At 35.3% G+C, this 25,900-nt stretch carries 19 protein-coding genes; 16 read left to right on the forward strand and 3 right to left on the reverse strand.

Annotated features, from left to right (window positions below):
* Positions 1-8 precede the first annotated feature (8 nt).
* Positions 9-1,385 carry a caspase family protein gene (locus R2Q59_RS17075; RefSeq protein ID WP_316786444.1) on the reverse strand — a complete coding sequence of 459 codons (1,377 nt, stop codon included), beginning with the start codon at positions 1,383-1,385 and terminating at the stop codon, positions 9-11.
* 256 nt (positions 1,386-1,641) lie between these two features.
* On the opposite strand from R2Q59_RS17075, the gene R2Q59_RS17080 reads away from it, so the two are divergent.
* A complete protein-coding gene (locus tag R2Q59_RS17080) occupies positions 1,642-2,211 on the forward strand; it encodes a dihydrofolate reductase family protein (RefSeq protein WP_316771207.1) in 570 nt (189 codons plus the stop codon).
* 98 nt (positions 2,212-2,309) lie between these two features.
* Positions 2,310-3,086, forward strand: coding sequence for an alpha/beta hydrolase (locus R2Q59_RS17085; RefSeq protein ID WP_316771209.1), 777 nt, complete (start codon positions 2,310-2,312; stop codon positions 3,084-3,086).
* 431 nt (positions 3,087-3,517) lie between these two features.
* On the opposite strand, the gene R2Q59_RS17090 is transcribed toward R2Q59_RS17085, so the two are convergent.
* Positions 3,518-4,135, reverse strand: coding sequence for a DUF2306 domain-containing protein (locus tag R2Q59_RS17090; protein ID WP_316786446.1), 618 nt, complete (start codon positions 4,133-4,135; stop codon positions 3,518-3,520).
* Positions 4,136-4,511: 376 nt separating this feature from the next.
* Here R2Q59_RS17090 and R2Q59_RS17095 point away from each other — a divergent pair, with 376 nt between their 5' ends.
* The 4 genes from R2Q59_RS17095 to R2Q59_RS17110 all read left to right on the forward strand — a co-directional run bounded on the left by R2Q59_RS17095 (position 4,512) and on the right by R2Q59_RS17110 (position 10,635).
* Entirely contained in the window at positions 4,512-7,586 is a 3,075-nt protein-coding gene (locus R2Q59_RS17095) for a SusC/RagA family TonB-linked outer membrane protein (protein WP_316786448.1), read from the forward strand.
* A gap of 13 nt (positions 7,587-7,599) precedes the next feature.
* A complete protein-coding gene (locus tag R2Q59_RS17100) occupies positions 7,600-9,474 on the forward strand; it encodes a RagB/SusD family nutrient uptake outer membrane protein (protein ID WP_316786450.1) in 1,875 nt (624 codons plus the stop codon).
* A gap of 143 nt (positions 9,475-9,617) precedes the next feature.
* Positions 9,618-9,842, forward strand: coding sequence for a CDGSH iron-sulfur domain-containing protein (locus R2Q59_RS17105; protein WP_131552474.1), 225 nt, complete (start codon positions 9,618-9,620; stop codon positions 9,840-9,842).
* 112 nt (positions 9,843-9,954) lie between these two features.
* A complete protein-coding gene (locus R2Q59_RS17110) occupies positions 9,955-10,635 on the forward strand; it encodes a GNAT family N-acetyltransferase (protein ID WP_316786453.1) in 681 nt (226 codons plus the stop codon).
* Here R2Q59_RS17110 and R2Q59_RS17115 read toward each other — a convergent pair whose 3' ends face one another.
* Complete coding sequence (locus R2Q59_RS17115) at positions 10,636-11,508, reverse strand: AraC family transcriptional regulator (protein ID WP_316771220.1); 873 nt, start codon at positions 11,506-11,508, stop codon at positions 10,636-10,638.
* 122 nt (positions 11,509-11,630) lie between these two features.
* On the opposite strand from R2Q59_RS17115, the gene R2Q59_RS17120 reads away from it, so the two are divergent.
* The 10 genes from R2Q59_RS17120 to R2Q59_RS17165 all read left to right on the forward strand — a co-directional run bounded on the left by R2Q59_RS17120 (position 11,631) and on the right by R2Q59_RS17165 (position 25,867).
* Entirely contained in the window at positions 11,631-12,446 is an 816-nt protein-coding gene (locus R2Q59_RS17120) for a phytanoyl-CoA dioxygenase family protein (RefSeq protein ID WP_316786455.1), read from the forward strand.
* Between the two features lie 5 nt (positions 12,447-12,451).
* On the forward strand, positions 12,452-13,291 hold the full coding sequence (locus tag R2Q59_RS17125) for a sugar phosphate isomerase/epimerase family protein (RefSeq protein ID WP_316786457.1): 840 nt from the start codon (positions 12,452-12,454) through the stop codon (positions 13,289-13,291).
* An 11-nt stretch (positions 13,292-13,302) separates the two neighbouring features.
* Positions 13,303-16,152 carry a glycosyl hydrolase gene (locus tag R2Q59_RS17130; RefSeq protein WP_316786459.1) on the forward strand — a complete coding sequence of 950 codons (2,850 nt, stop codon included), beginning with the start codon at positions 13,303-13,305 and terminating at the stop codon, positions 16,150-16,152.
* 97 nt (positions 16,153-16,249) lie between these two features.
* Positions 16,250-19,708 carry a TraB/GumN family protein gene (locus R2Q59_RS17135; protein WP_316786462.1) on the forward strand — a complete coding sequence of 1,153 codons (3,459 nt, stop codon included), beginning with the start codon at positions 16,250-16,252 and terminating at the stop codon, positions 19,706-19,708.
* An 11-nt stretch (positions 19,709-19,719) separates the two neighbouring features.
* A complete protein-coding gene (locus R2Q59_RS17140; RefSeq protein WP_316786465.1) occupies positions 19,720-20,025 on the forward strand; it encodes a GNAT family N-acetyltransferase in 306 nt (101 codons plus the stop codon).
* 576 nt (positions 20,026-20,601) lie between these two features.
* Positions 20,602-21,906 (forward strand): M23 family metallopeptidase, encoded by a 1,305-nt coding sequence (locus tag R2Q59_RS17145; protein WP_316786467.1) that lies wholly within the window; start codon positions 20,602-20,604, stop codon positions 21,904-21,906.
* 48 nt (positions 21,907-21,954) lie between these two features.
* Positions 21,955-22,545 carry a TetR/AcrR family transcriptional regulator gene (locus R2Q59_RS17150; RefSeq protein ID WP_316771231.1) on the forward strand — a complete coding sequence of 197 codons (591 nt, stop codon included), beginning with the start codon at positions 21,955-21,957 and terminating at the stop codon, positions 22,543-22,545.
* Positions 22,546-22,549: 4 nt separating this feature from the next.
* Positions 22,550-22,774: a hypothetical protein gene (locus R2Q59_RS17155; RefSeq protein WP_316771232.1), complete on the forward strand. Its 225-nt coding sequence runs from the start codon at positions 22,550-22,552 to the stop codon at positions 22,772-22,774.
* 4 nt (positions 22,775-22,778) lie between these two features.
* A complete protein-coding gene (locus R2Q59_RS17160) occupies positions 22,779-24,044 on the forward strand; it encodes an MFS transporter (protein WP_316771234.1) in 1,266 nt (421 codons plus the stop codon).
* 368 nt (positions 24,045-24,412) lie between these two features.
* On the forward strand, positions 24,413-25,867 hold the full coding sequence (locus tag R2Q59_RS17165) for a glycoside hydrolase family 30 protein (protein WP_316786469.1): 1,455 nt from the start codon (positions 24,413-24,415) through the stop codon (positions 25,865-25,867).
* The last annotated feature ends 33 nt before the right edge of the window (positions 25,868-25,900 follow it).

Genomic DNA, 25,900 nt, shown 5'->3' on the forward strand with positions numbered 1-25,900 from the left:
TAATCTCTTTATTTCACCGTTACATAACTCACTGCGGTCTGGGTACAAACTTTAGCTTCACACTCTTGCATGCGAGACATATTCAATACCGTTTCCCTGGTTTCAGAAATAATGTTATCCCACGATTGTGAAGACCCAAAAACACTAAGTGATTTATCTAAAGATTTTAAGAAATTAAACAGGAAGTAGCCTCCATACTCTAAATTACATCTAGCAATTTCTCCGATAGATGCAGCAGAGGCCACTACAACACCACTTTGTCTTAAAAACAAGTTTTCGCAATTAGATTTGCTCCATTGAATGTTTGAGCGCATGGTACTGGCAAAGGGTTTACTAAACATTTTTTGTTCATCCAAAATGGTATTACAGCAATCGGTTAAAATGAGCTTTAAATGTGCAGACTGTGTCTTTAGCTTACCATAAACTTCTGTTACATTTACGGTATTGGTAGCTGCATCTTGTTTAGGGCTTGTTCGCATATCCATTTGTGGATATGGATTTTGCATATCATTTTCAAAATGATAACCGTGCCCTGTATAACAAAAAACAATGATGTCGCTATTTTTAGAGGTGACATTGTTTACAGCGTTCAACAGATTTGTTTTATTAAACGCTACACCCTTCACCTCCGTATAAACGAAATTTAAATTTAAGGCCACGGCAATATCCCTAAATGTTTTTTTTACGCGATCTATATCGAGCTGACAAGTAACTCCAATTCTTGCATCAAGTGTATTCGCAACCATAATTAACTTTAAACTAGCCCCCGTTGTAGTTTGGGTTGTACTGGTAGTGTTTGGTTTATAAGGATTTGTATTGGGTTTTGTTGGAGGTGTATTTGGTTTGTTCGAAGTTAATATGGCAGTAGGCTTATTAAAGAGGTTAATGTAGAAAGCTTCGTCACTTCTAAAGAAAGAATGCACATACGACTCTGTTAGTTCACTGGTATTTAAAATCTTTACACTAATAATGGTGCCTTGCGTAACACTTCCGTCGGCATCAGGAGACGTTACACCCCAAGGTTTATAATCTTTTTGAGAGGGCAATTTGCAAAACCAAATGTAATCTGGGTTGTAGGCTTCTGTTTCTTCATCGCTACCCAAAATAAATGATGGATTTTTGCCTACAAATCGCAAGGCATCATATAACACGCCATTAATATCTCGTTTGCTTTCTTCCTCCACGAAATCCATGTTTACCACACGATATTGCTTTTTGGTATTGTAATATTTAACCCTAATAAAACCTGTTTTATTATCATATCTCACCATAAAAGCGGTGTATTCCGTTGCATCTTGAAATTTGTACTTAATTTCATAAATGGTATTGGCAGAGCCGATTAATGCACAAAACAGAAGAGCTATTGATAAAATAAAGGCTTTCATGAGCAGAGCGATTTACGAGTTAGATAGCTGAACTAAAGTAGCGGTTTTTGCCTATTCTAAAAATACCCAATTGTGGGTATAATTTAAACTGTCAATCTGAGCTTGTCGAAGACTCTTTTTTAAATCTTTTAACAAACCTAAATTGATGATCTTTGAACTAAAATTTGTCGCATTTATGCCTCTTAATTGTCTCGAAATAGTTCATCTATATTAAAAAAATGATTCTAATTTAGTGGGAATAAAAAAATAGAGACTAATGAGAAAAATAATTTCATTTATGCACATATCACTTGATGGTTTTGTAGCAGGACCGAATGGAGAAATGAATTGGATTAAAGTTGATGAAGAAATTTTTGATCATGGCGCTAAACGCATAGGCGAAGGAGATACAGCATTGTATGGACGAGTGACATATCAAATGATGGAAAGTTATTGGCCAACTGCGGCAGACAAACCAGATGCGAGTAGGCATGATATTGAACATTCAAAGTGGTATGCTAAAGTTCATAAAGTTGTTTTATCGAAAACATTAGAAGGACAAGATTTAAGCAATACAACAATTATTAATGAGAATCTTGTAGACAACATAAATAAAGTGAAACAAGGTGAAGGTGCTGATATTTTGCTTTTTGGTAGTCCGACAGCAACACACTCACTTATGCAACAAAACTTGATTGACGGTTATTGGTTATTTGTTAACCCAATTATTTTAGGAGAAGGTATTCCGTTGTTTGTAAATGTTAAAGACAAAATAAAATTAAAATTATTGAACACGAGACAATTTACTTCAGGTGTAACTGAACTGAATTATATTGTAGATAAATAATAGTATTAGACAATATGCGAGCAATTTTCTTTTTAGCTTTATTGATGCTTGTATCGACAATGTCAGTAAATGCACAACAAAATAATAAGTCAGTAAAGATGGAAACTACAGGTTATGCGCCAATTAATGGCATCAAAATGTATTATGAAATTTATGGTGAAGGGAAAATTCCATTAGTGCTGATACATGGTGGGGGCTCTACAATTGAAACTTCATTTGCGAATATTATTCCTTTTTTAGCTAAATATGGAAAGGTGATAGCAGTAGAATTACAAGCACACGGCAGAACAAGTGATAGGAATGCACCAGAATCTTTTGCTCAAGATGCCGATGATGTGGCGGCTTTGGTAAAGCACTTAAAAATTGAAAAAGCGAACTTTTTTGGCTTTAGCAATGGCGGTTCTACCACTTTGCAAATTGCAATAAGACATCCAGATGTGGTGAATAAAATAATAGCGCTGTCTGCAGCCAGTAAAAGAGATGGTTTAATTGCTGGCTTTTTCGAAGGAATGAAAGGTGTAACCCTTGCCAATATGCCAACGCCATTGCAAGAAGCTTACCTAAAAGTTGCTCCAAATAAAGACGGACTAAAAGTGATGTTTGAAAAGGACAGGGATAGAATGATTAATTTTCAGGATTGGAAAGATGAAGATATGAAAGCTATCAAAGCACCAACATTATTTATTGTCTCTCAAAATGATGTGATCACCATTGATCATACCGTGAAAATGTCTCAGTTAATAACAGGCGCTAAACTAATTGTTTTACCAGGAGTTCACGGTTCTTGTATTGGAGAAGTCTGCACGGTAGAAAAAGGAAGTAAAATGCCAGAAATTACAGCTGCTTTAATGGATGAGTTTTTGAAAGCTAATTAATAGTAATAATTTAACCCACAGTTTGTCATTCCGAGGAACGAGGAATCTCATTTAGGATTAACAAATGTATAGTAAAAAAAGAAATGCATAGCTCAGATTCTTCCCATATCAGAATGACAATCGTGTTAAAAACAACTTAAAAAAGAATCATAGATATTTTTTATGAAATAAATCATCACTAAGACTGACATTTAAGGTTATTGTATAAACAGGCCCTAAAATTTCACTACATTTAAATATCTAATTATTAGCCAATGGAACTTGCTTTTTTGTTTTTAATTCTGCCAATCGTTGTTTCGTTGGTGTCAGCTTATTTTATATCTCTATTTACTCGTAATAAATTAAGGAAAACAGAAAATAAGAATGTTAAATTAATTAGTGTAATTACGTTTATTGGAAGCTTCTTGATTATCATAACAGCGATTTTTGTCTTAATGGCTTACAACATCGAGATTAGTAGGTAGTCTTTTTTGTTTCTTCCAAATTAGCCATTCGGCGAATAGTAAATTTGGTACAAAACCCATCCAAGAAATGATCATGTATAAATGTAATGGGTCAATTTCTACAAGACTGGCTATTACAGGTTTCCATAAACGCAAAGTAACTGCAGAAAGGGTAAGCGCATAACTTCTGATCATGAAGTTTTTATGCGCCTTTACATTTCCTCTTTTAATTTCGGCCACCGCCTTATAGGTAAACCATAACCAAAGGCAATCTAAAATTATAAAAGCAATTTTTGAAGGCATTTGACCATTGGCATATATCGCCATGATAAAAGCAGGAATAAAATTGATAAAAACGTCGTACACGTAAATCTTACCCATCGTACGGTGCAATTTTATATGCGATTTTAGGATATGATTAGAAAACTGTGTAAAACCAGCAATTAGTGCAAATGCAATTGTAAAAACATGGGCATAAAAAGCAATTTTCCAAGGTAGGATATGCAGGTATTCTTTTTTGAATTGCAAAAAACCAATATCATCACGAACAGGGAAATAAATTACAATTCCCCTAAGCATCAAGAAGGTAACTATGCTTAATGCCAAATAAATAATGATGTTTTTGAAGATGTATTTTACAGTTTCCAGTTGGTGAATTTTAAAATGTCTATCAATTCTTTAGTCTAAAGTATCAAAAAATATGCTGTGTTAATTTATTGATGTGCTGTTAATGCATAATTAACCCCTTTTGACTAAACTTCGATTAATTTTTTTTCTTGCGAATTAAACGTATCAATCAAAATCTGCCAGATTGGTCACGGCAATATTACAGCTACTTTTTTATTGTTTTCACTTGCGGATTAAGCGTATCAAAATTATCATAACATACTAATTATGAGTACTTTATGATAAAAAATATTTTGTTTTCCCATCATTTTAAAATAGTTTTACCACACATAATTTATTCTAACCAAATATAAACATGAGAAAAAAATTTACCCTACTTGTTAGTATGGTCCTCACCGCCTTTACATTTTGTTTCGCGCAAGATGTGGTTGTAAAAGGTAGTATCAAGGACAAAGACGGCGCTCCGTTACCTGGAGTTTCTGTAAATGTTAAAAATTCTAAAATTGCGGCCTCCTCTAATGGAGATGGAGCTTATGCAATCGGTGTTCCGCCAAGCTCAACTTTGGTTTTTACCATGTTGGGTTATATTACCCAAGAGGTTCCCGTAAACAACAAAACGTCTATTGACGTTGTACTATTAGAGTCAGTTAGTCAGTTAACCGATGTTGTTGTTATTGGTTATGGAACAGCCCAAAAGAAAGATGTTACTGGAGCAGTTTCTAGTGTTAAGGCAACTCAACTAGAAAATGAAAATCCACAAAGTGTTTCTGATATTTTAAGAGGAAACATTCCTGGTTTAAGTGTTGGTTTTAGCAGTAGTGCCAAAGGTGGGGGAGATTTGTTAGTGAGAGGAAAAACCACACTTACCGCAAGTACTTCGCCATTAATTGTGCTTGATGGGGTAATTTTTATTGGGCAGCTTTCAGATATTAATCCAAATGACATCGAAAGTGTTGATGTGTTGAAGGATGCAAGTTCTCTAGCCGTATTTGGTGCCAAAGCGGCAACGGGTGTAGTCGCAATTACCACTAAAAAGGGCAAATCTGGTGCCCCAACAATTACAGTTAATAGCAACTTCGGAATTGCAACACTCGCTAAAGATCAACGTGTTTACGATGGGGCTGGCTTTTTAAATTGGCGTGCAGATGTGTTAAGGGCACCAGGCACACAACCAGCTTATATTTATAACGATCCAAATAATTTACCTGCGGGCGTTACGCTTACACAATGGTTAAATGGCCAAACCACAACTAACCCAACAGATTTGTGGCTAACGAGATTAGGCTTGGTTGCCAATGAAAGAGCAAACTATGTTGCTGGAAAAGAAATAGATTGGTACGATTTATTGTTTAGAACAGGACAACGTCAAGACCATACGGTTAGCATTGCAGGAAGAAAAGATGAGGTTAACTATTACATGTCTTTGGGTTATCTAAAAAATGAAAACCTTATAGAAGGTGGCGAGTTTAGTACTTTTCGCGGAAGAGTTAACTTGGAGGCAAAAGCAGCTAAATTTCTAACCTTAGGCCTTAATCTTCAATATGCAGCACGCGATGAGGGTGCAATTGAAGCAGATTGGGCACAATTAACCAATTTATCTCCTTATGGAGATTATTATAATGCTGATGGGTCTTTAAGGAGAATTCCTACAGATGATAATGGATTGAATGCTAGAAATCCATTTCTTAATCCGTTTTATAACGACCGCATGAATAAACAGAATACACTGTTTTCAACCTTGTTTGCTAAAGCATCACTGCCATTTGGTATTACATATACGCTAAATTTTAGTCCTGGATTAGACATGTATCGTACATTTAATACGCAATCTTCAAAAAATCCAAATGTAACTACACTCGGAGGGATTGCTTCTCGTGCACAAGAAACACGTTACAATTGGCAAATTGATAATATATTAAAGTGGAATAAAACTTTCGCTAAAATTCACTCGATTGATGTAACATTATTAGCCAACGCAGAAAAATACCAGTCTTGGTATACTTTATCTACTAATGAAGGTTTCAGCCCAAGCGATATTTTAGGCTATCATAATTTAGCTACAGGTAACAAACCTTCCATCAGTAGTGATGATATTGTTTATACAGGTGATGCCTTATTGGCGAGGTTAAATTATGGATTAATGAATCGATATAATTTTACCGCTTCTGTTCGTAGAGATGGATATTCAGGTTTTGGAGCAGATAAAAAATATGCAACCTTTCCTGCCGCTGCATTTGCATGGAGTTTCACTGAAGAAAGTTTCATGAAAAACATCAAATGGTTAAATTACGGTAAATTGAGAGTGTCTTATGGTATTAATGGTAACCGTGAGATTAGAAATGCTAGTAATGGGGTTATCGATCCTTATGTGGCTTTGTCTCAAGTTGATGCTGGTAAATATCAAATAGTTAGCCCGAATGGCGTGGCAAGCGAAACCAACACGCTTACACTAAATTCAAGAATGGGAAATTCTACTTTGGCATGGGAGAGAACAAAGGCATTAAACATTGGACTAGATTTCGGAATTTTGAATAATAGGATTAACGGATCTTTTGAATATTATGATAAAAAGACGTCAGATTTATTAATTGGCCAATCTCTTTCGGCAGTAACTGGTTATGCCAACGTAATCTCTAATTTGGCAGCAGTAAGTAACAAAGGTTTCGAATTTTCTATTAACAGCAAGAATTTAACAAGTGGAAAAGTATTGTGGAATACCACATTAAATTTTTCGCTCAATAGAAATAAAATTGATCGATTAGCTGGAGCAAGCAATGATTTAGTTAATGGTTGGTTCATTGGCAGGGACATAGACATAATTTGGGATTATAAAATTTTGGGAGTATGGCAAGCCGATGAAGTTGCAGAAGCAGCAAAATACACAAGAGGAGGCATTAGGCCTGGCGATTTTAAACTACAAGATGTAAACGGTGATTACTTATATACTGATGCAGATAAGCAATTTATAGGCTTTCGTAGTCCGAGGTTTAATTGGGCCCTTCGTAATGAATTTAATCTATTCAAGAGTTTCGATCTTTCCTTTCAGTTGATTTCTAACTGGGGGCAAAAAGCACAAGATAACCAAAGATTAAACCAACCAGGTGGTGTAGGCTTTGGTCGTACAAGTTCTTATGTTTTACCATATTGGACACCAGAGAACCCAACAAATGAATATGCTCGTTTAACTTCTAACTTTAGTGGAACCACTTTTAATGTATATAGCAAAAGTTCTTTTATTAGACTAAATACAGTTGCTCTTGCCTACACCATTCCTCCATCTATTTTGGGAAAGGTAAAAATCCAAAGTGCTAAAGTTTATTTCAATATTAATAATGCAGCACTGTATGCTCCAGATTGGAATCAATGGGATCCACAAAATAATGGACCAACACCAAGATATTATACGTTGGGCTTAAATCTTTCATTATAATCAATAGACAGACATGAAAAACTTAAATATAAAAATAATTCTTCCGGCACTGTTGCTGCTAACTGTTGTCAGTTGTAAAAAAACTTATTTAGATGCAGAAGTGCTTTCAAAATATGAACCAACAAATTCTTTAACAAATTTGGCCGGTATGAATGCTGCATTGGCGGGGCTGGGTGCCCAAACTAGGCGAGAATTTTTTGATGATATGGCACCAATCATTACCGAGGCTATTTTCTCAGATGTAGCAGTAGATGGCACTACTGATAAAAGTACTCAAGCTCAAGACATGAACACCAGGGTAACACCTGAGGCCAATCTGAACAGTCCAGATTTCAATAGAATTGGATTTTATTGGACCGAAGGATTTAGAGGTGTCAGATTTGCAAATACAATCATCAGCAGCATTGGCAATGTTACCTTTAAAAACGATGCCGAGAAAAATGCAATACTTGGTGCTGCCTACTTCTACAGAGCATATTATTATTACAGACTTGTTCATCAGTTTGGTGATGTTCCATTATTGTTGCAAGATTTAACTACTTCGAAAGATGATTTTTACTCAACTAAACGCGAAGTAATCTTAACTAGAATGCAAAGCGATTTAAAATTTGCTGAACAATGGGTTTTAGATGGTGGAAATAAAGGAGAGGTTACAAAAGGTGCAGTTAGTCACTTATTAACCAAAGTAAGTTTAGCTCTTGGTGATTTTGATGGCGCATTAACTGCTGCCAATAATGTTTTAAATGGAGGTAAATATGGCCTAATGAGAACGCGTTTTGGAAGTACCGCTGCAGATGCTACAAAAAATGTAATCTGGGATTTACACCGTATGGATAACAAGGCTATTGCTGCAAATAGAGAAGCCTTATTTTTGGTTATCGATAGAGAAACGTTACTTGGTTTTACGCCAAATGGGTCTCAAGTAATGAGAAACTGTGTGCCTGCATGGCATTTTACAAACCTTAAAACTCCATCTGGAGCATTACAGGCTATTGTAGATGGAGTAACGGCAGAAATTCCATTAACATTAATGTACGGTAGGGGAATTGGTAGGTATCGCGGTACGCCTTATAGTACCAAATATATCTGGACAGATAATACAGATTATCGTCATGCACCTGGTATGTGGATGAACATGACCGATTTGGTTTATAATAACCCTGCAATTAAAACAGGAACTAATGTGTCTGAAAGAGCACTTTTTGGCAAGCCACTAGTTGATGTTACACCTGCCAATGTTAATAATATGTTTTTAAATAAGGGAACAGATACAATCCGTCACTTTTTTGGGTGGCCGCATTATAAAACCTTTATTAACTCTACCAACGCCTTGGCTGTTGATAAGTATTGGTCGCCACCTAGAGGTACAAATACAGATTGGTATGTTTTCCGCCTTGCAGAAACTTATTTATTGAGGGCCGAAGTGTATTATTGGAAAGGAGATTTAGCTTCAGCAATGGCTGATATTAATCAGGTTAGATCAAGAGCAAACGCAACTTTATTAACTGATCCTTCAACAATTACCATCGGAACAATTTTAGATGAAAGAGCAAGGGAGCTATATTATGAAGAGCCACGTAAAACGGAGCTTACGCGAATGGCATACATTTTTGCGAAAACGGGAAAACCAGCTTACAATGGCAAAACATATACCATGTCGAACTTTTCTGATGTAAACTTTTTTTATGACCGCATCATGGAGAAAAACGATTTTTACAAAAATCAAGTTCCAACAATTTCAGGGGTGAACTTTAAAATTTCGCCCTATCATGTTTTATGGCCTATACCTGCTGATGCACAGCGTTTTAATATAAATGGTCGTATCAATCAAAACAAAGGATATACTGGATATGAAAATAACGTTCCAGCATTAGATAAAATACCTTAATACAGTTTGGTATGGTTGTTAAAACCAAGAGAGGCAGTTCGTAAAAAGATTGCCTCTTTTTTGTTATGGGAGAATGTTTCTAAATTAAAAACAGATGCCATAATGCAATCGGATTGCTATAGCTTTGCTTCAAATATTTAATGATGTCGAAAACAAAACTTACAATTAACAATAACGGTTCAGTTAAAATAGAAGGAGATTTCGAAATTGTAGATAGAAGTGGTAACGCTTATGGTTTACAAGGAAGAACGGTTCTTTCAATTTGTCGCTGCGGTTTATCAAGTAACAAACCTTTTTGTGATGGTTCACATAATGGCCATTTTGAACACGAAGCAGTAGCTTTTGATCTGCCGCCAAAAAAAGTTTAATTTACTCAATGTCAAAAAGCATCAATCTTAATCGGGTTGATGCTTTTTGCTTTTAATAGGCACATCATCATACATTCATTTTAATATATTTGGATTAATCAAGCCTCACCCAATGCCACATTTACTAGATAACCCAATTTATAATGCTTTAGTTTCGGCGCATCATCCAATTTCGTTGGGAACAAAAACAGTAAGGTATTACTTGCCGAGTTTCGCCTCTTTTGCTGGCTTAAAGGATAATTCTGCTGCTAATTTTGAAGAGCTTTACGAAATCAGTGAGCCAGAAAGTTTCTTTATTGTGTTCTCTATCAACCCTCTTGAAATTTCAGATCAATGGAAGCTCATAAAGCAAATTAATATGTTTCAATTGGTCTATGAATATCAAACTGTGCCAACTGGCGATGAAAGTGAATTTGTAGATTTAAATGAAACCCACGTTGATGAAATGATAACCTTAGTTCAGTTAACGGAACCCGGTCCATTTTTAGAAAAAACGATAGATTTTGGTAATTACACAGGCGTTTTTGAAGGAGGAAAGTTGATTTCAATGGCAGGTCATCGTTTTAATCCAACACCTTATACAGAAGTTAGTGCGGTTTGTACTCATCCCAATCATTTGGGCAAAGGTTATGCCTATCGTTTATTAAGAGAACAGATTAAACGTATTCTAGCTAAAAATGAAATTCCTTTTTTACACGTTAGAGATGATAACGAAGGAGCCATTAAGCTTTACGAAAAACTGGGTTTTAAAATTAGAACTAGCATGATTGCTTATGTGATTAAAAAAGCTTAGCTAAAAAGCTTTTCTACCTCTATAATTTTTAGGTGCAATCTTATCTTTTTTCTTAAAGAGTTTTGACAGGTAGGAAACAGATTCAAAACCAGTTTGGTAGGCAATTTCGCTGATGCTGAGACTTGTATTAGATAGCAATTCTTTTACTTTATCAAGTCTTAAATTTAGTAAGTATTGATTTGGTGATAAGCCAGTGAGGTTTTTAAAGTCCTTGCGTAACTTAGAATAGCCAGCTGGTAGTTTGCTCAAAATTTGCTCAATAGTAGCCTTGTTCGGAACGGATTCCCGTAACAAAAATTTAGCTTCTTCAACTAGCTTAGCAGTATTATCCATGTTAATTTCATGATATTGAGAAACCGCTTGTATATAACTTATAATTTGTAAGGTTGTGCCAGTAATCATTTGGTGGTAACCAGGTGATGCTTGCTGAACCTGATCAATTAGATTGTGAAAAAGCTTTAGTAAATTATCACTTCTGCCAGTTTTAATAAAAGGATTGGCTGGATCAAATTTCTTCATCAGCATTGCTGGATAGTTTCCCTTAAAGCCTACCCAATATTCTTCCCATCCACTTTTTAATGGTTTATAGCGATGCCAAACACCTGGGAAAAGTATAAAACAAGTGCCTTCTTTAACTTTTGTTGATTCGATATTCGCTGATTCGAAGATGCCCTCACCCATGGATATAAAAACGATATAAAATCCATCGAGAATTCTTCCGCTATCCCAATTGAACTTATGCGTATCGGGATGTTGGTTGTTTAATGGATAAGATTGGTTAGTGTCAATTTTAGTATAACCGGTTGTGGTAATGTAAAAGCCCCAATCCTCTTCTTGTTTGCCAAATGATAAGTATTTATTGTAATTATTCATAAGTTATTAATAAACGGAATACTCATAAATATCAAAATGTACAAATCTTTAAACAGATTATGTACGTTTTTCAATATTAGTGTTTATAAATTTAAATCACCAAATATTTATTTAATAAAATTATGAACGCTGAACTTTCAAAAGAACAGATAGCCTTTTACCAAGAGAATGGTTATGTGGTTATCGAAGACTTTTTATCGCCTGAAGAACTAGCGCAGTGGCGTGAAGCTGTTATGGAATCCATTGCCGATAGAAATGGATTAAAGATGCCAGGTAAAAACATCAATATCAATGAGGATGATGGAATCAATAAAGATGCGGCCTATTTCAATAATGTTTTTGATCAATTATTAAATCTTTGGCAAACCAATGAAAAGGTAAAGAATATCATGCTTGATGAACGTATTGGTAAAATGGTTTCTCAACTTTCTGGAGCAGATGGGGTTCGCATTTGGCACGATCAAGCATTGATCAAACGGCCTTGGGCAAATCCAACTTCATGGCACTTAGATACGCCATTTTGGTCGTTTTCAGATCGCAGAGCATTGTCTATTTGGGTAGCCTTAGATGATGCTACTTACGAAAATGGATGTTTGTTTTTCATCCCGGGTTCCTACAAGGAAACTACCTTTGAAAATCCTGGTATTGGTAAAAATATGGGAGAAATATTCAATTTTTACCCCCAATTTAAAACTACTAAATCTGTTGCTGCCCCAATGAAAGCTGGGAGCTGCTCTTTTCATAATGGGTTAACCATTCACGGTGCACATGCAAACATGACCCCGGGTTTTCGCAGGGCGATGACTTGCGCCTATATGCCTGATGGGAATGTGTTTAACGGAGAGCCAAATATTTTGCCTGATGCTTATTTGAAAACCATAAAGGTGGGTGATTTGCTAAACAGCGAAGAACAAAATCCGTTAATTTATCATAGGTAAAATTTATGCTAAATATTAATTTCTATTGCCCAAGGTGGGGCTCAGAAGATATTCCTTGGGCTCGGTTTTGTGAGGAGGTAAAAACGGCTGGTTTTGATGGTGTAGAAGTTTATCCATTGCAATCTCCAAATGAAAAGGAAGAAATGCTTCGCCAGTTAGCTTTACATAATTTAGAGTTTTCATTGCTTCATGCAGAAATGAAAGAAGGTAAGGATTTTGAAAAGTATAAGCTTGCTTTGGAAAGAAATTTATACGAGTTGGTAGACTACCAAGATGATCAAATTAAACCTCAGTTTATTACCACGCAAACGGGCAGGGAATATTATACGCAAGATCAAATGGCGGAGTGTTTTGCCATTTGTGATCGAATTAGTAAGGAATCGGGTATTAAAATTATTCAAGAAACCCATCGAAATAAATGGTCGTATGCAGCTCATGTTGTTAAGGATTATTTAAAGAAGTTTCCATCGCTTGAACTGGCTTTAGACATTTCGCATTGGGTATGTGTTTCTGAAAGTTATTTAGAAGATCAGCAAGACGCCATAGATTTAGCCATACAGCATACCATGCATTTACATGCAAGAGTTGGACATACTGAAGGACCACAAGTGACAGACCCTAGAGCTGATGAAAATAAAGAAGCCCTGGAACATCATTTAAAAATTTGGGATAAATGGATAGCGCATTTAAAGAAAAACAAAATATCAAAATGTACAATAACACCAGAGTTTGGGCCATATCCATATATGCCTTATAAAAATAATACTACAAAGCCGATTGCCAGTCAATGGGGAATAAATTGCTTTATGAAAAATTTACTTAAAAGCAGATACACTAATAATTAAGCCAATCAAATATGAAACTGCACAGAAGAAGATTTTTACAGTTGGGTTCTATAACGCTTGCTGGTATTCCATTAAGTAAATTAACTGCTCAGGCAGCTTGGTATGATCATACAGCATTTTCTCCAAAAGAAGATTTATATGAATTATTTAAAAATCCAAAGGGTGCGGCGAAACCATTTGTAAGATGGTGGTGGAACGGCAACAGGGTAGTAAAAGCTGAACTTTTGCGTGAGCTTGATATATTAAAAGCGGCTGGTGTTGGTGGTGTAGAAATTAATTCCATCAGGTTTCCTGACACCTCAAATCCTTTAAATTATAAGGAAATGAACTGGTTAAGCGATGAGTGGCTTGATATGCTGAAAACCGCAGTAGAAGGTGCAAAGCAACGTGGATTGGTTTGCGATATTATCATGGGTTCTGGCTGGCCATTTGGAGCAGAGTTTTTAACAAAAGATGAGCAAACCCAGATGATGGCCTTGGGTACAAAGGATTTTACTGGTCCACAAACCATAGAAGTTAATCGTGCAGATTTATTAAAGCTAGTCGACCCAGCTTTAGCCTCAAAAAATAAAACACCTTATAAAGAATTGAGTTTTTTAAGACTAGCTCCTGCCTCGCTTAAAAATCCAGCAGATGCGATAGATCTTGACAGTAAAATTAATCAAGAAATTATCACTTTAAATATCCCAGAAGGCAAACACGTTTTATATTTCCTAGTAAAAATTACAGGCTACATGAATGTAATTTATGGCGCTCCAGGTGCAAATGGACCTGTATTAAACCACTATAATAAAATAGCGGTCGAAATGTATCTTAATAAATTATCAGATGCAATAAAACCTAAACTAGGATCGATGGGTAATTTATTTAGATCTGTTTTTGTAGATAGCCTAGAGTTGCAAGGAGCCAATTGGTGTGATGATTTTGAAGCGGAATTTGATAAAAGAAGAGGTTATGCCTTGCGACCACATTTGCCATTCATTTTATTTAAAACAGGTACACACGGTAGGCCAATAAATGAGGTTTATGGGGCACAATTTTCATCAGAATTACAAGATCAAGTAGAGCGAATTCGTTTCGATTTTGAGACTACAAAAATGGAACTTTTTAAGGAAAGATTTTTAGATGTCTTTTTAACCTGGTGTAAACAAAATGGTGTTTTATCGAGGGTACAAGCCTATGGAAGAGAATATCATCCATCAGATTCTAGCATGAGCATTGATATTCCAGAATGCGAAACATGGATGCGTAAATATGTGGGGGAGGACTTAAAGGATTATGATTATACACAAGGAAGAACTTATTCTCCAGTAAATAAATTTGTAGCATCTGGTGCTAAATTGAGCGGGAAAAAATTGGTGTCATGCGAAGAGATTACCAACACCGAAGTAGTTTTTAATGCCACAATGGAAATGATTAAATTAACTGGAGATCAGAGCAATCTTTCTGGTGTAAATCATAGCATTATTCACGGTTTCAATTACAGTCCGCCAGATGCGCCTTTCCCAGGCTGGGTTCGGTATGGCACTTTTGTAAATGAAAGAAATCCAATCAATGAATTTTTTAAGCTATGGATTGCCTATAAAGCTCGATTATCTACAATTTTTCAAGAAGGTGAAATGCGCTCTGATATTGCTTTGATGCATCCATTGGTAGATTTATGGAGCAAATACAGCGTGCAGTGGGATCCTTTTCCAGAAAAAGCTTTTCCAGATTATGCTCATAATGTTTGGGAAGCTATTCATCAAAATGGAGGCGGTTGCGATTATGTAAGCGAATATGTTTTGCAAAATTCTAAATCTGCCAATGGCAAACTAACTTATGGACCAAGAATATATAAAACCTTAATAGTTGTTGAGTTAGAAACAATGCATCCGGATACGGCAAAGTCAATAAGTAACTATATCGCATCTGGCGGAAAAGTTATATTCATTGGCAAACAGCCAAGCCATGCACCCGGTTTAAAAGGAAAGGCAATGGATAAGCAAGTTCTTGATACTATCAAACAGGCAAAACAAAAATATCCAACAAATGCCATCGAATACCCTTCGCCAACTGGCGAAATTTTAACTTGGTATAAAGATTTACAAACAAAAGCAGGAATTAAACCATTTATTAAAATTGATAAACCAAGCTCTTCTGTTAGTCAGGTATATTATAAATATGGAGCTTTAGATTGTTTCTTCATCTCCAATTATAGTAAGGATAAACGACACGAGTTTAACGCAGAATTTGATGTAGCTCTCAGTAAAACTGCATGGATTTGGAATGCGGAAGATGGTTCTAGAATGCTATATCCAACAAATGGCGCTAGCAATAAATTACACATCCCATTGGGGCCAGCAGAATCAAAATTAATTGTATTTGATGAAAATAAAACTGGTAAAAAATATTCCATTATTAAACCAAATGAAAAGACTGCAATAACGATTTCAACGCCTTGGAAATTGAGTTTAAATCATTTAGATGGTAGTACGAAACAGATTACTTTAGCTAAGTTGGTTGATTTTAAAGATGATGTTGATTTGAGCATTTTTGGCGGTGTTGCCATTTATGAAAATACAGTCAATGTAACCGATATTCTTAAAGCAAATTATCTAGATTTGGGAAAAGTACACGGTGTTTGTGAACTGATAATTAACGGAAAAAGTGCAGGTGTAAAATGGTATGGTGATAGGATATATTCGCTTGGTGGGCTTTTAAAATTAGGCAGTAATTCCATTGTAATTAAAATTACCACAACAATGGGTAATTACGTTGGGTCGCTAAAAACCAATAAGGATTCTATAAAATGGATTAAAGGGAAAAATCAGCCAGTATATTCTAATGGAATGTTGGGGCCAGTAAGGTTAATGGGCTAAACAAGCAAAAGCAATTATGGAATAAATTTAGAATAGACCTTAAAAATTCTAAATATTATTTATCTTAAACCATCCGTAAATTGCGCTATTGTTTAATATGAAATTTTCCTCTTTGAATAGGTTTTTGTTAAAAATCTATGTGTTCTCTTTTTTGTTTTTTGCTTTCCTTTCTAAAAGTTACGCTCAGCAACCTACCAAATACAGTTTACTCTGGGAAATAAGTGGTAATGGACTTAAAAAGCCATCCTACTTATTTGGATCCATGCACCTAAAGGATAAACGGATTTTTAATTTCAGCGATTCAGTGATTAAAGCAATGGATTCAAGTTCTGCTTTTGTAATGGAAGTACATCCTGATAGTGTTAACAAATCTTATTTCGATGAAAGCAAGGAGAAAGTTGTAAAAAGAGATGTGCTAAAACTATTATCTTCTGCGCAAATTGATACCTTAATGAAAAGATTTAAGGCTAAAAATGGCTTTGAAGCAGATAGTGCCACCTTAAATAATCCGATATTGATTTCGGCATTAATGAAACCAGATTACGCTAAACCTGATGATATGCCATCATTTGTAGATGCTTATTTATACGGTATTGCCAGAACATTGAAGAAAAAAATATTTGGCTTAGAGAAAATTGAGGACCAAATGGAATTGTTGTATGAGGACGACGAAGATATTTTGGCTTTATTTGACGACAATGAACAGCAAAAAGAATATGTAGAAGAGATGATTGCTGTGTATGCTAGAGGAAATATTAATGAGATATATGATTTTCTGAAAGATGAGGAAGGTGTAGAAGATGCTGACAATTCGATTGCTCGTAACCTTGTAATGGCTAACGGAATGAAAGAACTGTTTAAAAATGAAACTGTCTTTACCGTTGTTGGCGCTGCTCACTTACCCGGCGATAAAGGACTTATTGCCTTGCTTAAAAAAGATGGATATAAAGTTAGGCCTGTAACCTCAACCTTTACTGGTGTTGCCAAAAACTATCAAATTGATTATGCTAAAATGGATTGGTATCATCATATAGATCCAACGTATAATTATAACATAGATTTCCCATCATTGCCTGCCCGCAAGTTTCAAAAAGGCACGTCTGCGGTAACTGTTTACTCAGATATTTCTACTGAAACAATATTTACAGCAACTGCTAGTTTTACAGGTCCAATTACAGCAGCCAATGCCGAAAGTTATTTAGATACAGTAGCTAAAACATACGCTGAAAGTGAAGCAGTAGAAATAATCAGCCAAAAGAAAATAGTTAAAGATGGCATTGCGGCCTTAGAACTTGAAGCCAAAACAAAAAGCAAATTTGTTAGAACGATAATTCAATATAACAACAGTCAGTTTTTCACAGTTTCTGTAGAAGGGCCAAAAAACAACTTGCATGATTATTTTGGTAATCATTTTTTAGAATCTTTTCACAGCACTAAACCTGTTGCTGTTAGTGCTGATAATTGGATTACTCATAAAAATGAAGCCGGTGCCTTTTCGGTTAAAATGCCTTTAAAACCCGAAGAACTTAAAAAAGAAGTTGCCAACCCAAATTTTCCAGATTACCCCTATCAAATTAACATGTATTTGGCAACAGACCAAGTTAGGCTGATCAATTATATTTTGAGATATAATGATTTCCCGACAGGATTATATTTAGCTAATCTACCTGTGGTTTTTGAATCCTTAACAAAACCATTTGAAGGAAAAGCAGAGATTATTAGCGGTCCCACAAAGATTTTTAAAGATGGCTACGAAGGACGATCAGTTGAGATGGTCATGCAAGGTTACCACATGGAAGCACAAATGTTTGTAAGGGGCAATAGAACTTATATGCTCTTAAAGCAAAATTTAAATGGGGAACAAAAACCAGAGGAAGACCCTTTCTTCAAATCTTTTAAATTTGAAAACTATATTGCATCACCAACTATTCCTTTCAGTGTAGGAAATTTAAAAGTGCAAATGCCAAGCAAACCTTTAACCATGCCGAGTGAAGACGAAGATGAAGGAGAGATACAAAACACGAAGTTGTATTATGCCGTTAACAATAATACTGGAGGGGTTTATGGTCTGCAATCTGCCAAAATTAGTAAGTATGCTCGCTACAAAAGTTTAGATACTTTATATAAAACACTGTTAGACGGATTAAAGGGTGAAACAGATAGCTTGATCAAAATAGAAGATATCCTTATCGGCAGTATTAAAGCAAAGCAATACACCGCAAAAGATACTTTAGCTGGAACAGAGAAAAAGCTTCGCATTTGGATTGATAAAGATCAATTTTATTTTCAAACTACCCTAACCAGCAAGGAAGAGATATTAGGGAAGCAATCGATAGACTTTTTTAATAATATCAATTACACACCACATCCTTCAACTATAAATTTGTTTTCTTCTAAGGCCGATTTAATCATGGCCGACTTGAAAAGCAAAGACACCACTACATTTAAAGCGGCATTTAAGGCATTAAATTACTATGGTTTTGAGAAGGATGAATTGCCCATTATTTATAAAGCATTAAGATTAACTTATGATGATGATACAATAGGTTATGGTGTAAGAGGAAGATTGATTGGTAAGTTGAAAGAATTAAAAAATGAAACCACCATTCCTTTTCTTAAAGAATTATATCAAGCAAAAAATCCAGATGTTATCCGTGCTAAAATTTTAGGCTCAATACCAGCTATTGATTCTACCAATTACGATTGGTACCTTAAAAAATTGATCGAAACACCACCTTTAAAAATAAAAGACTATTGGGGTTTATTTCGCCCCTTAAATGACTCACTTTCATTCGCAGGTAAACATTTAAATGAGCTCATCCCATTAATGAACGATGAAGGTTACAGAACTCAAATTTTAACCATTGTTTCTCAAATGCTAGGAGATGATAACAAAGCGTTATATCAAGATTTAATTAATACCAATAAGGAAAAAATTGTTGCAAAGGCAATCTCAGATATTGATGAATACATTTCTAAGCCAAGCGACTATCCCTCAAATGTTTATTCATATTTAAATATTTTAACAAAGCTAGCTTTAAAACCTTTGGCAGATGAGTTTACCAAAAAGGTGTTTAAATTAGACTCTTCTATTTATATGCACACCACGGCGTTAGCAACCCGAATTAAACTGAATTTGCCTTTAGACATAAAAATGTTAAGTGAGCAATTAGATAGTTTAAGTACAAGGTATGAAATTATGCAAGCTTACAAGACAGCTGGAAGGTTAAAAGAAGTGCCATTAAAATATCGGAAACACGATGAATTTGGCAAACTAATGGTTTATAACTACGCAAATGAAGAGGATTATTATCCACAAGAGATTAAACTTTTAGGTAAAATAAAAGAAGGCGATAAGACCTATTACGCTTATGAGGTAAGCTTCGATGAAGATGGAGAAGTGAAAAAATATTTAGCTATTGCAGGTGCTTTTAATGATAAAAGTGAAGACTTGGATTTCGAAAATCTTTTTGGTTTCTTGGGGGATGATGAATTAGAAGAGGATTGGGAAACACAAGCCAAAGCGTTAATAGAAACCTATAATTCAGAACAATAAACACTAAAGATATGGAAGAAGTAAAATTAAACCTAAACGAAAAAAACCAAGGTGCTTTTGTAGTTTTAGATGGTGATGAACAACTTGGCGAAATGGTATTGGCCCTAGTTGATAAAGATTTGATTGTTTACCATACAGAAGTTTCTCCAAAGGCAGAAGGGAAAGGTTTGGCAAAATTAATGCTTAATGCCATGGTGGTTTATGCTAGAGAAAATAGCTTAAAAGTTGTTCCGCTTTGCCCTTATGTGCATGCTCAATTCAAAAGGCATCCAGCAGATTACGAAGATATTTGGAATAAGATTCACGAAAACGAATAAGTTATTTTTTAATCTCTATAACTGTTCCATCGCCAACATATTTCAATAAGGTGTCCATATCCTTGTTTTGTATGGTGATGCAACAATTTGTCCAATCTTTTTGCATTTGGCTTTTTACCATGTATAGAAATGCCAAAGCCTTGTTTTACTCCTTTTTGTTTTGCGATTGATTTATCGTTGGCATCTGGATAAGATGTGGAATAGCTTTTGTGGAAATCACCCTCACGATCGTACTTGCTAACTAAATGATATATGCTTTCGGGTATTCTCTCGTCACATCAAAATTCTTCATTGACATAATGCTAATAATCAATTCTAAAAAATAAGCTACTTCTAAACCATTTAATTAATTGACTTGTTGTTCTTTAAAGTGAAAAATGGCACGAGCAAAAAAGAAGGCAAAGACAAAATCTAAAAAGAGAACTAAGAAGAATAAACTTGGTGTTAAAAACTCTTTGGTTAATAACATCAACGCCAGAAAAAAGAAAGGAATTTCTCGGACTAAAAGGAAAAAAACCGTAAGCAAGAAATCATATAAAAAAATGAAAAATGGTTGGGGTAAAAAAGAGTCATAAAATGAAGAATTTTAGCAATAAAGCTATTCAATTAGCAAAAATATGTCTTTGCATTTTATTTTTGTCATCGTGTAAAAGTGGACCTTTTAATTTACTAAAACCAGCTTCGCCACATCAAGAATATGAAAGGAAATTGATTAATGCAGGGCTTAATCAAACAACAATGGGTACCATGTGGATTAATAATGCACAACAAAGCCTGCAAAAAGCATTACCAATTAAATTGCCGTATCAAGAGAAAGGATATTTTTCTGCAGAAAAGGTTGATGTGGCTGCCTTTCGATTTAACCTATTGAGAGGTCAAAAGTTGGAAGTTAAAATCACGAAAAAACCTGATCTTGGTTTTATGATTTATGCTGATGTCTGGGAAACAACAGCAACCACTGAATTTAAGTTGCTAAGTTCTAGCGACACCTTAGGAAATCCCATCCAGCTTGATGCTGATAAATCTGGCACCTATATTTTAAGGCTGCAACCAGAATTATTAGGCAGTGGAGAGTATACTTTAGAAATTACAACAGGACCATCCTTAAACTATCCCTTAAAAGCTGCAAGTAAAAATCAAATTCAAAGTTTATGGGGAGTTGGCAGGGATAATAATACTCGACGACATGAGGGTGTAGATATTTTTGCGCCTTTTAGAACTCCGGTTATTGCAGTTGCTTCGGGTAGGGTAACAGGTGTAAATACAAATAATTTGGGAGGGAAAGTAGTGTGGTTTAGGCCAGCCGGAAAAGATTATACTTTATATTATGCCCATTTGGATGAACAAAACGTAACAGAAGGCCAAGTTGTTAATTATGGTAATACCTTAGGTAGGATGGGCAATACTGGCAATGCGCAAGGCGGTCCACCGCATTTACATTTCGGCATTTATACAAGTGGTGGAGCAATAGACCCATATCCTTTTATCAATCCAGCAATTGAAACTCTGCCAAAAATAGCAACATCATTAACTAATTTAAACACTACTATGCGAACACTCTCAAACACCAGCCTTGATGATATCAGTCTTAAAGCTGGAACGGTATTAAGAGTTATGGCTGCAACTGGAAATAATTATAGATTAGAATTGCCAGATGGGAAAACAGGTTACTTATTAGGCAAAACGTTAACAACTGTTTCAAAACCACTTAATAAAATAAAAATTAAAATAGCACAATCGCTATTCGATAAACCAGAATATGATGCAGCTGTAAAGTTAGATTTAAAAGAAGGACAAACCCTTAATGTACTTGGTACTTATGGCGATTTTCAGTTGGTTTTGGATGCAAATAATCAAACTGGCTGGTTAAATATAAAATAAAACCTCAAACATTTTATAAATGAATGAATATTCACTTATATTTGCTGAATGCGAGTAAGAGATGAAGAAAAAGTTCAGCTAGTAAAACAAAAAGCACTTGAAAGCCTAGTTAAAGATGGTTTTGAAGGATTTAGCATGAATAAGCTGGCCAAAGCTTGTAGCATTTCTGTTGCCACACTTTACATCTATTATAAAGACAAAGACGATTTAATCATCAGCCTTGCGCATGAAGAAGGTGAGAAAATGGCTACTGCGATGATAGAAAATTTCACGCCATCACTCTCATTTGAAGAAGGAATGCGCATTCAATGGTTAAATCGATATGCTTATGTTGTTGGAAATCCATTAGCTTACCAGTTTTTCGAGCAGCTGCGAACTTCAACCTATCAAGTTAAGTTCCTAGAAACCTTCATGAAAAAATTTAAGGTCGTTATTAGTGAGTTTATGCATAATGTAGTAGCCAGGGGCGAAATGAATCCTATGCCATTAGAGGTTTTTTGGTCTGTGGCTTATGCACCCTTATATTCATTGGTAAGGTTTGATAATGAAGGGCAAAGCGTGGGTGGTAAACCATTTAAAATGACTGATGAAGTTTTATGGCAAACATTTGATTTAGTAATTAAAGCGTTAAAAAATTAAAAGTATGGAAAACCTAGACCATATCTTATTGTTTAAAACTGATATCAAGACTGAAGATTGTAAGGCGAAATTGCAATCTATTTTAGATAATCATTCAGCTATTTCTAAATGGAATGTTGCCTTAGATGATGAGGATTTTGTATTGAGAATAGTTTCCGAATCGCTAAACCATCAACAAGTAATAGAACTTATAAAGACTCACGGCCACTTTTGCTGTGAATTAACTTAACTAAATGAAATCAACACCAGAAGCTACGCCATTTACGGGCTATCAAAAATTAGCGATTTTCCTTTTGGCTATAACGCAGTTCACGGTAATATTAGATTTCATGGTGATGTCGCCATTAGGCGATATTTTAATGAAATCACTTTCCTTAAAACCTTCCGCTTTTGGGATAGCAGTTTCGGCTTATGCATTTAGTGCTGGTTTGTCTGGGTTGTTAACCGCAGGTTTTGCAGACCGTTTTGATCGAAAAAAACTGTTATTATTCTTTTACATTGGTTTTATTGCAGGTACTATTTTCTGCGGATTAGCGCATACGTACGTAGAACTAGTTGCAGCAAGAATTATAACAGGTTTATTTGGTGGCGTAATTGGTTCAATTTCTATGGCTATTATTACCGATATCTTTAGCCTACAACAACGAGGTAGGGTAATGGGCTTTTTGCAAATGGGCTTTGGCGCTAGTCAGGTTTTAGGTGTGCCAATTGGTTTATACCTAGCTAACATTTGGGGTTGGGAAGCTCCATTTTGGATGATTGCCGGTTTGGCTATTATTATAGCGCTTGTCATTATGTTAAAGTTGAAACCTATAACTACTCACCTATTAGTGCAAAGGGATAGATCAGCATTTATGCACCTATGGCATACCGTTGCTAAGAAAAGACATAGAGTTGGTTTTACTTCTACAGCTTTGTTATCAATTGGTGGCTTTATGATGATGCCTTTCGGAAGTGCGTTTGCCATTAACAACCTAGGTGTTAGTAATGACCAATTGATAATGCTGTTAATGATTTCTGGGATAAGTTCATTGGTAATCATGCCGCTTATCGGAAAATTAAGTGATAGCATTAGCAAGTTTAAAATATTTATGGTTGCCTCATTATGGATGATGATCATGTGTGTTATTTATACCAACTTAGCGATCACTCCATTTTGGATTGTAGTTGGCCTTAATATTTTAATGATGATGGGCATCATGAGCAGAATGGTTCCTTCATCGGCATTAACCAGTGCCATTCCAGATTTAGAAGATAGAGGTGCGTTCATGAGTATCAATGCTTCGCTACAACAAATTGCTGGTGGTGTTGCTGCTGCGGTGTCTGGTTTAATTGTAGTGCAAGAAAGTAAGTTTAGTCCTTTAGAAAATTACAATGTTGTTGGTTATGTAATTGTTGTGATTACGCTTATTAGTATCTTCTTAATGTCTAGAGTGAGTAAATTGGTGTCTGAAAAAGAAGTTAAAGTTCATCCCACAGTTGTGGAAGAGTTGGGATAATTTTTTTAGTGAACTTGCTAGTAATTGTTTATCCCAGCGGGATAAAATATCTGTAGGAAATCACAAAGCATACATTCGACCCCAGCTGGGGTCGCACACCATAATTGCATATTTAGCTATAGACATACGACCTCGCTGGTCTTGAGCCTTTTTGATTTTAGAAAAGCCAGCAATTAATCAATTTAACAATAGAATAAGTGTGTTACTACCACTACAAAAACCCTACATATTTTATAAATACCCTCTTTAAGTGATTAGGCAAACCTTTGCGTAGAATTATACCAAGTAAAGGATGCCTAACTATTGGTTTGTGCCTTTAAAATGAAGAAATTGCATATCGATTTTATCGAATCAAACTTCAAATACAAATGAACAAATCTAATCAACTAGTGCTATTAGCTACTTTGTTATTAGCAAACGTTACGGCTTTTGCACAACAAAAACCAGTTTCTTATGCAAGCAAAAAAGTAACAGTTTATTCCACTGTTAAAGGTTCAGACAAGCCAATGTCGCAAACCGATATTTTAACTTTTAAAACTTTAAAGCAACCATTGGAAACCCAAACTTTGGTATTTGTAGATCCAAATAGAAAGTTTCAAACTTTTATAGGAGTTGGTGGTGCAATTACGGATGCATCTGCAGAGGTTTTTGCAAAAATGCCAAAAGCTACTCAGCAAGAATTGCTAACCGCTTATTACGATAAAACAAAAGGAATTGGCTATACAATTGCTCGTACAAATATTAATAGTTGCGATTTTAGCAGCGATACCTATACCTATGTTGAGGATAATGATAAGGCTTTAAAAACCTTTAATATTGATCACGATCGCAAGTTTAAAATTCCATTAATTAAACAAGCTACAGCAACTGCTGGAGGAAAAATAAACTTATTCGTAAGTCCTTGGAGCCCACCTGCGTGGATGAAGAGCAATAATAACATGCTAAAGGGAGGAACTTTACTGCCTGCCTATAACCAATCATGGGCTAATTATTATGTAAGGTTTATACAAGAATATGAAAAAGCTGGAATGCCAATTTGGGGCTTAACAGTACAAAATGAACCAATGGCAACCCAAAGATGGGAATCATGTCTTTATACTGCTGAAGAGGAGAGAGACTTCATCAAGAATTTTTTAGGTCCAACTTTGCAGAAAAACAATATGGCTAGCAAGAAATTAATTGCTTGGGACCATAACCGCGATTTAATTTATCAAAGAGCATCAACTTTGTTGGAAGACCCTTTGGCAGCTAAATACATTTGGGGTATTGGTTTTCACTGGTATGAAACATGGACTGGTAGCACTCAAAACTTCGAAAACTTAAAAAGAGTTAACGAAGCTTTCCCTACAAAACAGTTAATTTTCACTGAAGGTTGTGTAGAGAAATTTGGCTTTGATAGAATTAATGACTGGACCTTAGGCGAACGTTATGGACTTTCGATGATTAATGATTTTAATGCTGGGACAACCACTTGGACAGATTGGAACATCCTTTTAGATGAAAACGGTGGACCAAATCATGTTGGTAATTTCTGTTTTGCCCCTATTCACGCAGATTTAAGAACAGGCAAACTTTTGTATACTAACTCTTATTATTACATTGGCCACTTCTCTAAATTCATTAAGCCAGGGGCGAAAAGAATTATCAGTTCGCCTAGTCGTTCAATGTTAATTAGCACTGCGTTTCAAAATCCAGATGGTTCAATTGCAGTTGTGGTCATGAACAATACAGACCAAAAATTACCTTATCAATTATGGATAAAAGGAAGTGCTGCCGAAACGGTGAGCCAACCTCATTCTATAAGTACTTTAATTATTAAATAAATTTTTAGCCACAGATTAGCAGATTTTAATCGG

The organism is Pedobacter frigiditerrae (assembly GCF_032678705.1).
In the GTDB taxonomy this organism is placed as follows: Bacteria; Bacteroidota; Bacteroidia; order Sphingobacteriales; family Sphingobacteriaceae; genus Pedobacter; species Pedobacter frigiditerrae_A.

Excerpts from the sequence above, each read along its gene's own strand:
- R2Q59_RS17160 (WP_316771234.1), top strand. The coding sequence starts at position 22,779 with ATGAAATCAACACCAGAAGCTACGCCATTTACGGGCTATCAAAAATTA.
- R2Q59_RS17140 (WP_316786465.1), top strand. The coding sequence starts at position 19,720 with ATGGAAGAAGTAAAATTAAACCTAAACGAAAAAAACCAAGGTGCTTTT.
- R2Q59_RS17095 (WP_316786448.1), top strand. The coding sequence starts at position 4,512 with ATGAGAAAAAAATTTACCCTACTTGTTAGTATGGTCCTCACCGCCTTT.
- R2Q59_RS17075 (WP_316786444.1), bottom strand. The coding sequence starts at position 1,385 with ATGAAAGCCTTTATTTTATCAATAGCTCTTCTGTTTTGTGCATTAATC.
- R2Q59_RS17145 (WP_316786467.1), top strand. The coding sequence starts at position 20,602 with ATGAAGAATTTTAGCAATAAAGCTATTCAATTAGCAAAAATATGTCTT.
- R2Q59_RS17080 (WP_316771207.1), top strand. The coding sequence starts at position 1,642 with ATGAGAAAAATAATTTCATTTATGCACATATCACTTGATGGTTTTGTA.
- R2Q59_RS17135 (WP_316786462.1), top strand. The coding sequence starts at position 16,250 with ATGAAATTTTCCTCTTTGAATAGGTTTTTGTTAAAAATCTATGTGTTC.
- R2Q59_RS17105 (WP_131552474.1), top strand. The coding sequence starts at position 9,618 with ATGTCGAAAACAAAACTTACAATTAACAATAACGGTTCAGTTAAAATA.
- R2Q59_RS17115 (WP_316771220.1), bottom strand. The coding sequence starts at position 11,508 with ATGAATAATTACAATAAATACTTATCATTTGGCAAACAAGAAGAGGAT.
- R2Q59_RS17150 (WP_316771231.1), top strand. The coding sequence starts at position 21,955 with ATGCGAGTAAGAGATGAAGAAAAAGTTCAGCTAGTAAAACAAAAAGCA.
- R2Q59_RS17165 (WP_316786469.1), top strand. The coding sequence starts at position 24,413 with ATGAACAAATCTAATCAACTAGTGCTATTAGCTACTTTGTTATTAGCA.
- R2Q59_RS17130 (WP_316786459.1), top strand. The coding sequence starts at position 13,303 with ATGAAACTGCACAGAAGAAGATTTTTACAGTTGGGTTCTATAACGCTT.
- R2Q59_RS17125 (WP_316786457.1), top strand. The coding sequence starts at position 12,452 with ATGCTAAATATTAATTTCTATTGCCCAAGGTGGGGCTCAGAAGATATT.
- R2Q59_RS17120 (WP_316786455.1), top strand. The coding sequence starts at position 11,631 with ATGAACGCTGAACTTTCAAAAGAACAGATAGCCTTTTACCAAGAGAAT.
- R2Q59_RS17100 (WP_316786450.1), top strand. The coding sequence starts at position 7,600 with ATGAAAAACTTAAATATAAAAATAATTCTTCCGGCACTGTTGCTGCTA.
- R2Q59_RS17110 (WP_316786453.1), top strand. The coding sequence starts at position 9,955 with ATGCCACATTTACTAGATAACCCAATTTATAATGCTTTAGTTTCGGCG.
- R2Q59_RS17155 (WP_316771232.1), top strand. The coding sequence starts at position 22,550 with ATGGAAAACCTAGACCATATCTTATTGTTTAAAACTGATATCAAGACT.
- R2Q59_RS17085 (WP_316771209.1), top strand. The coding sequence starts at position 2,310 with ATGGAAACTACAGGTTATGCGCCAATTAATGGCATCAAAATGTATTAT.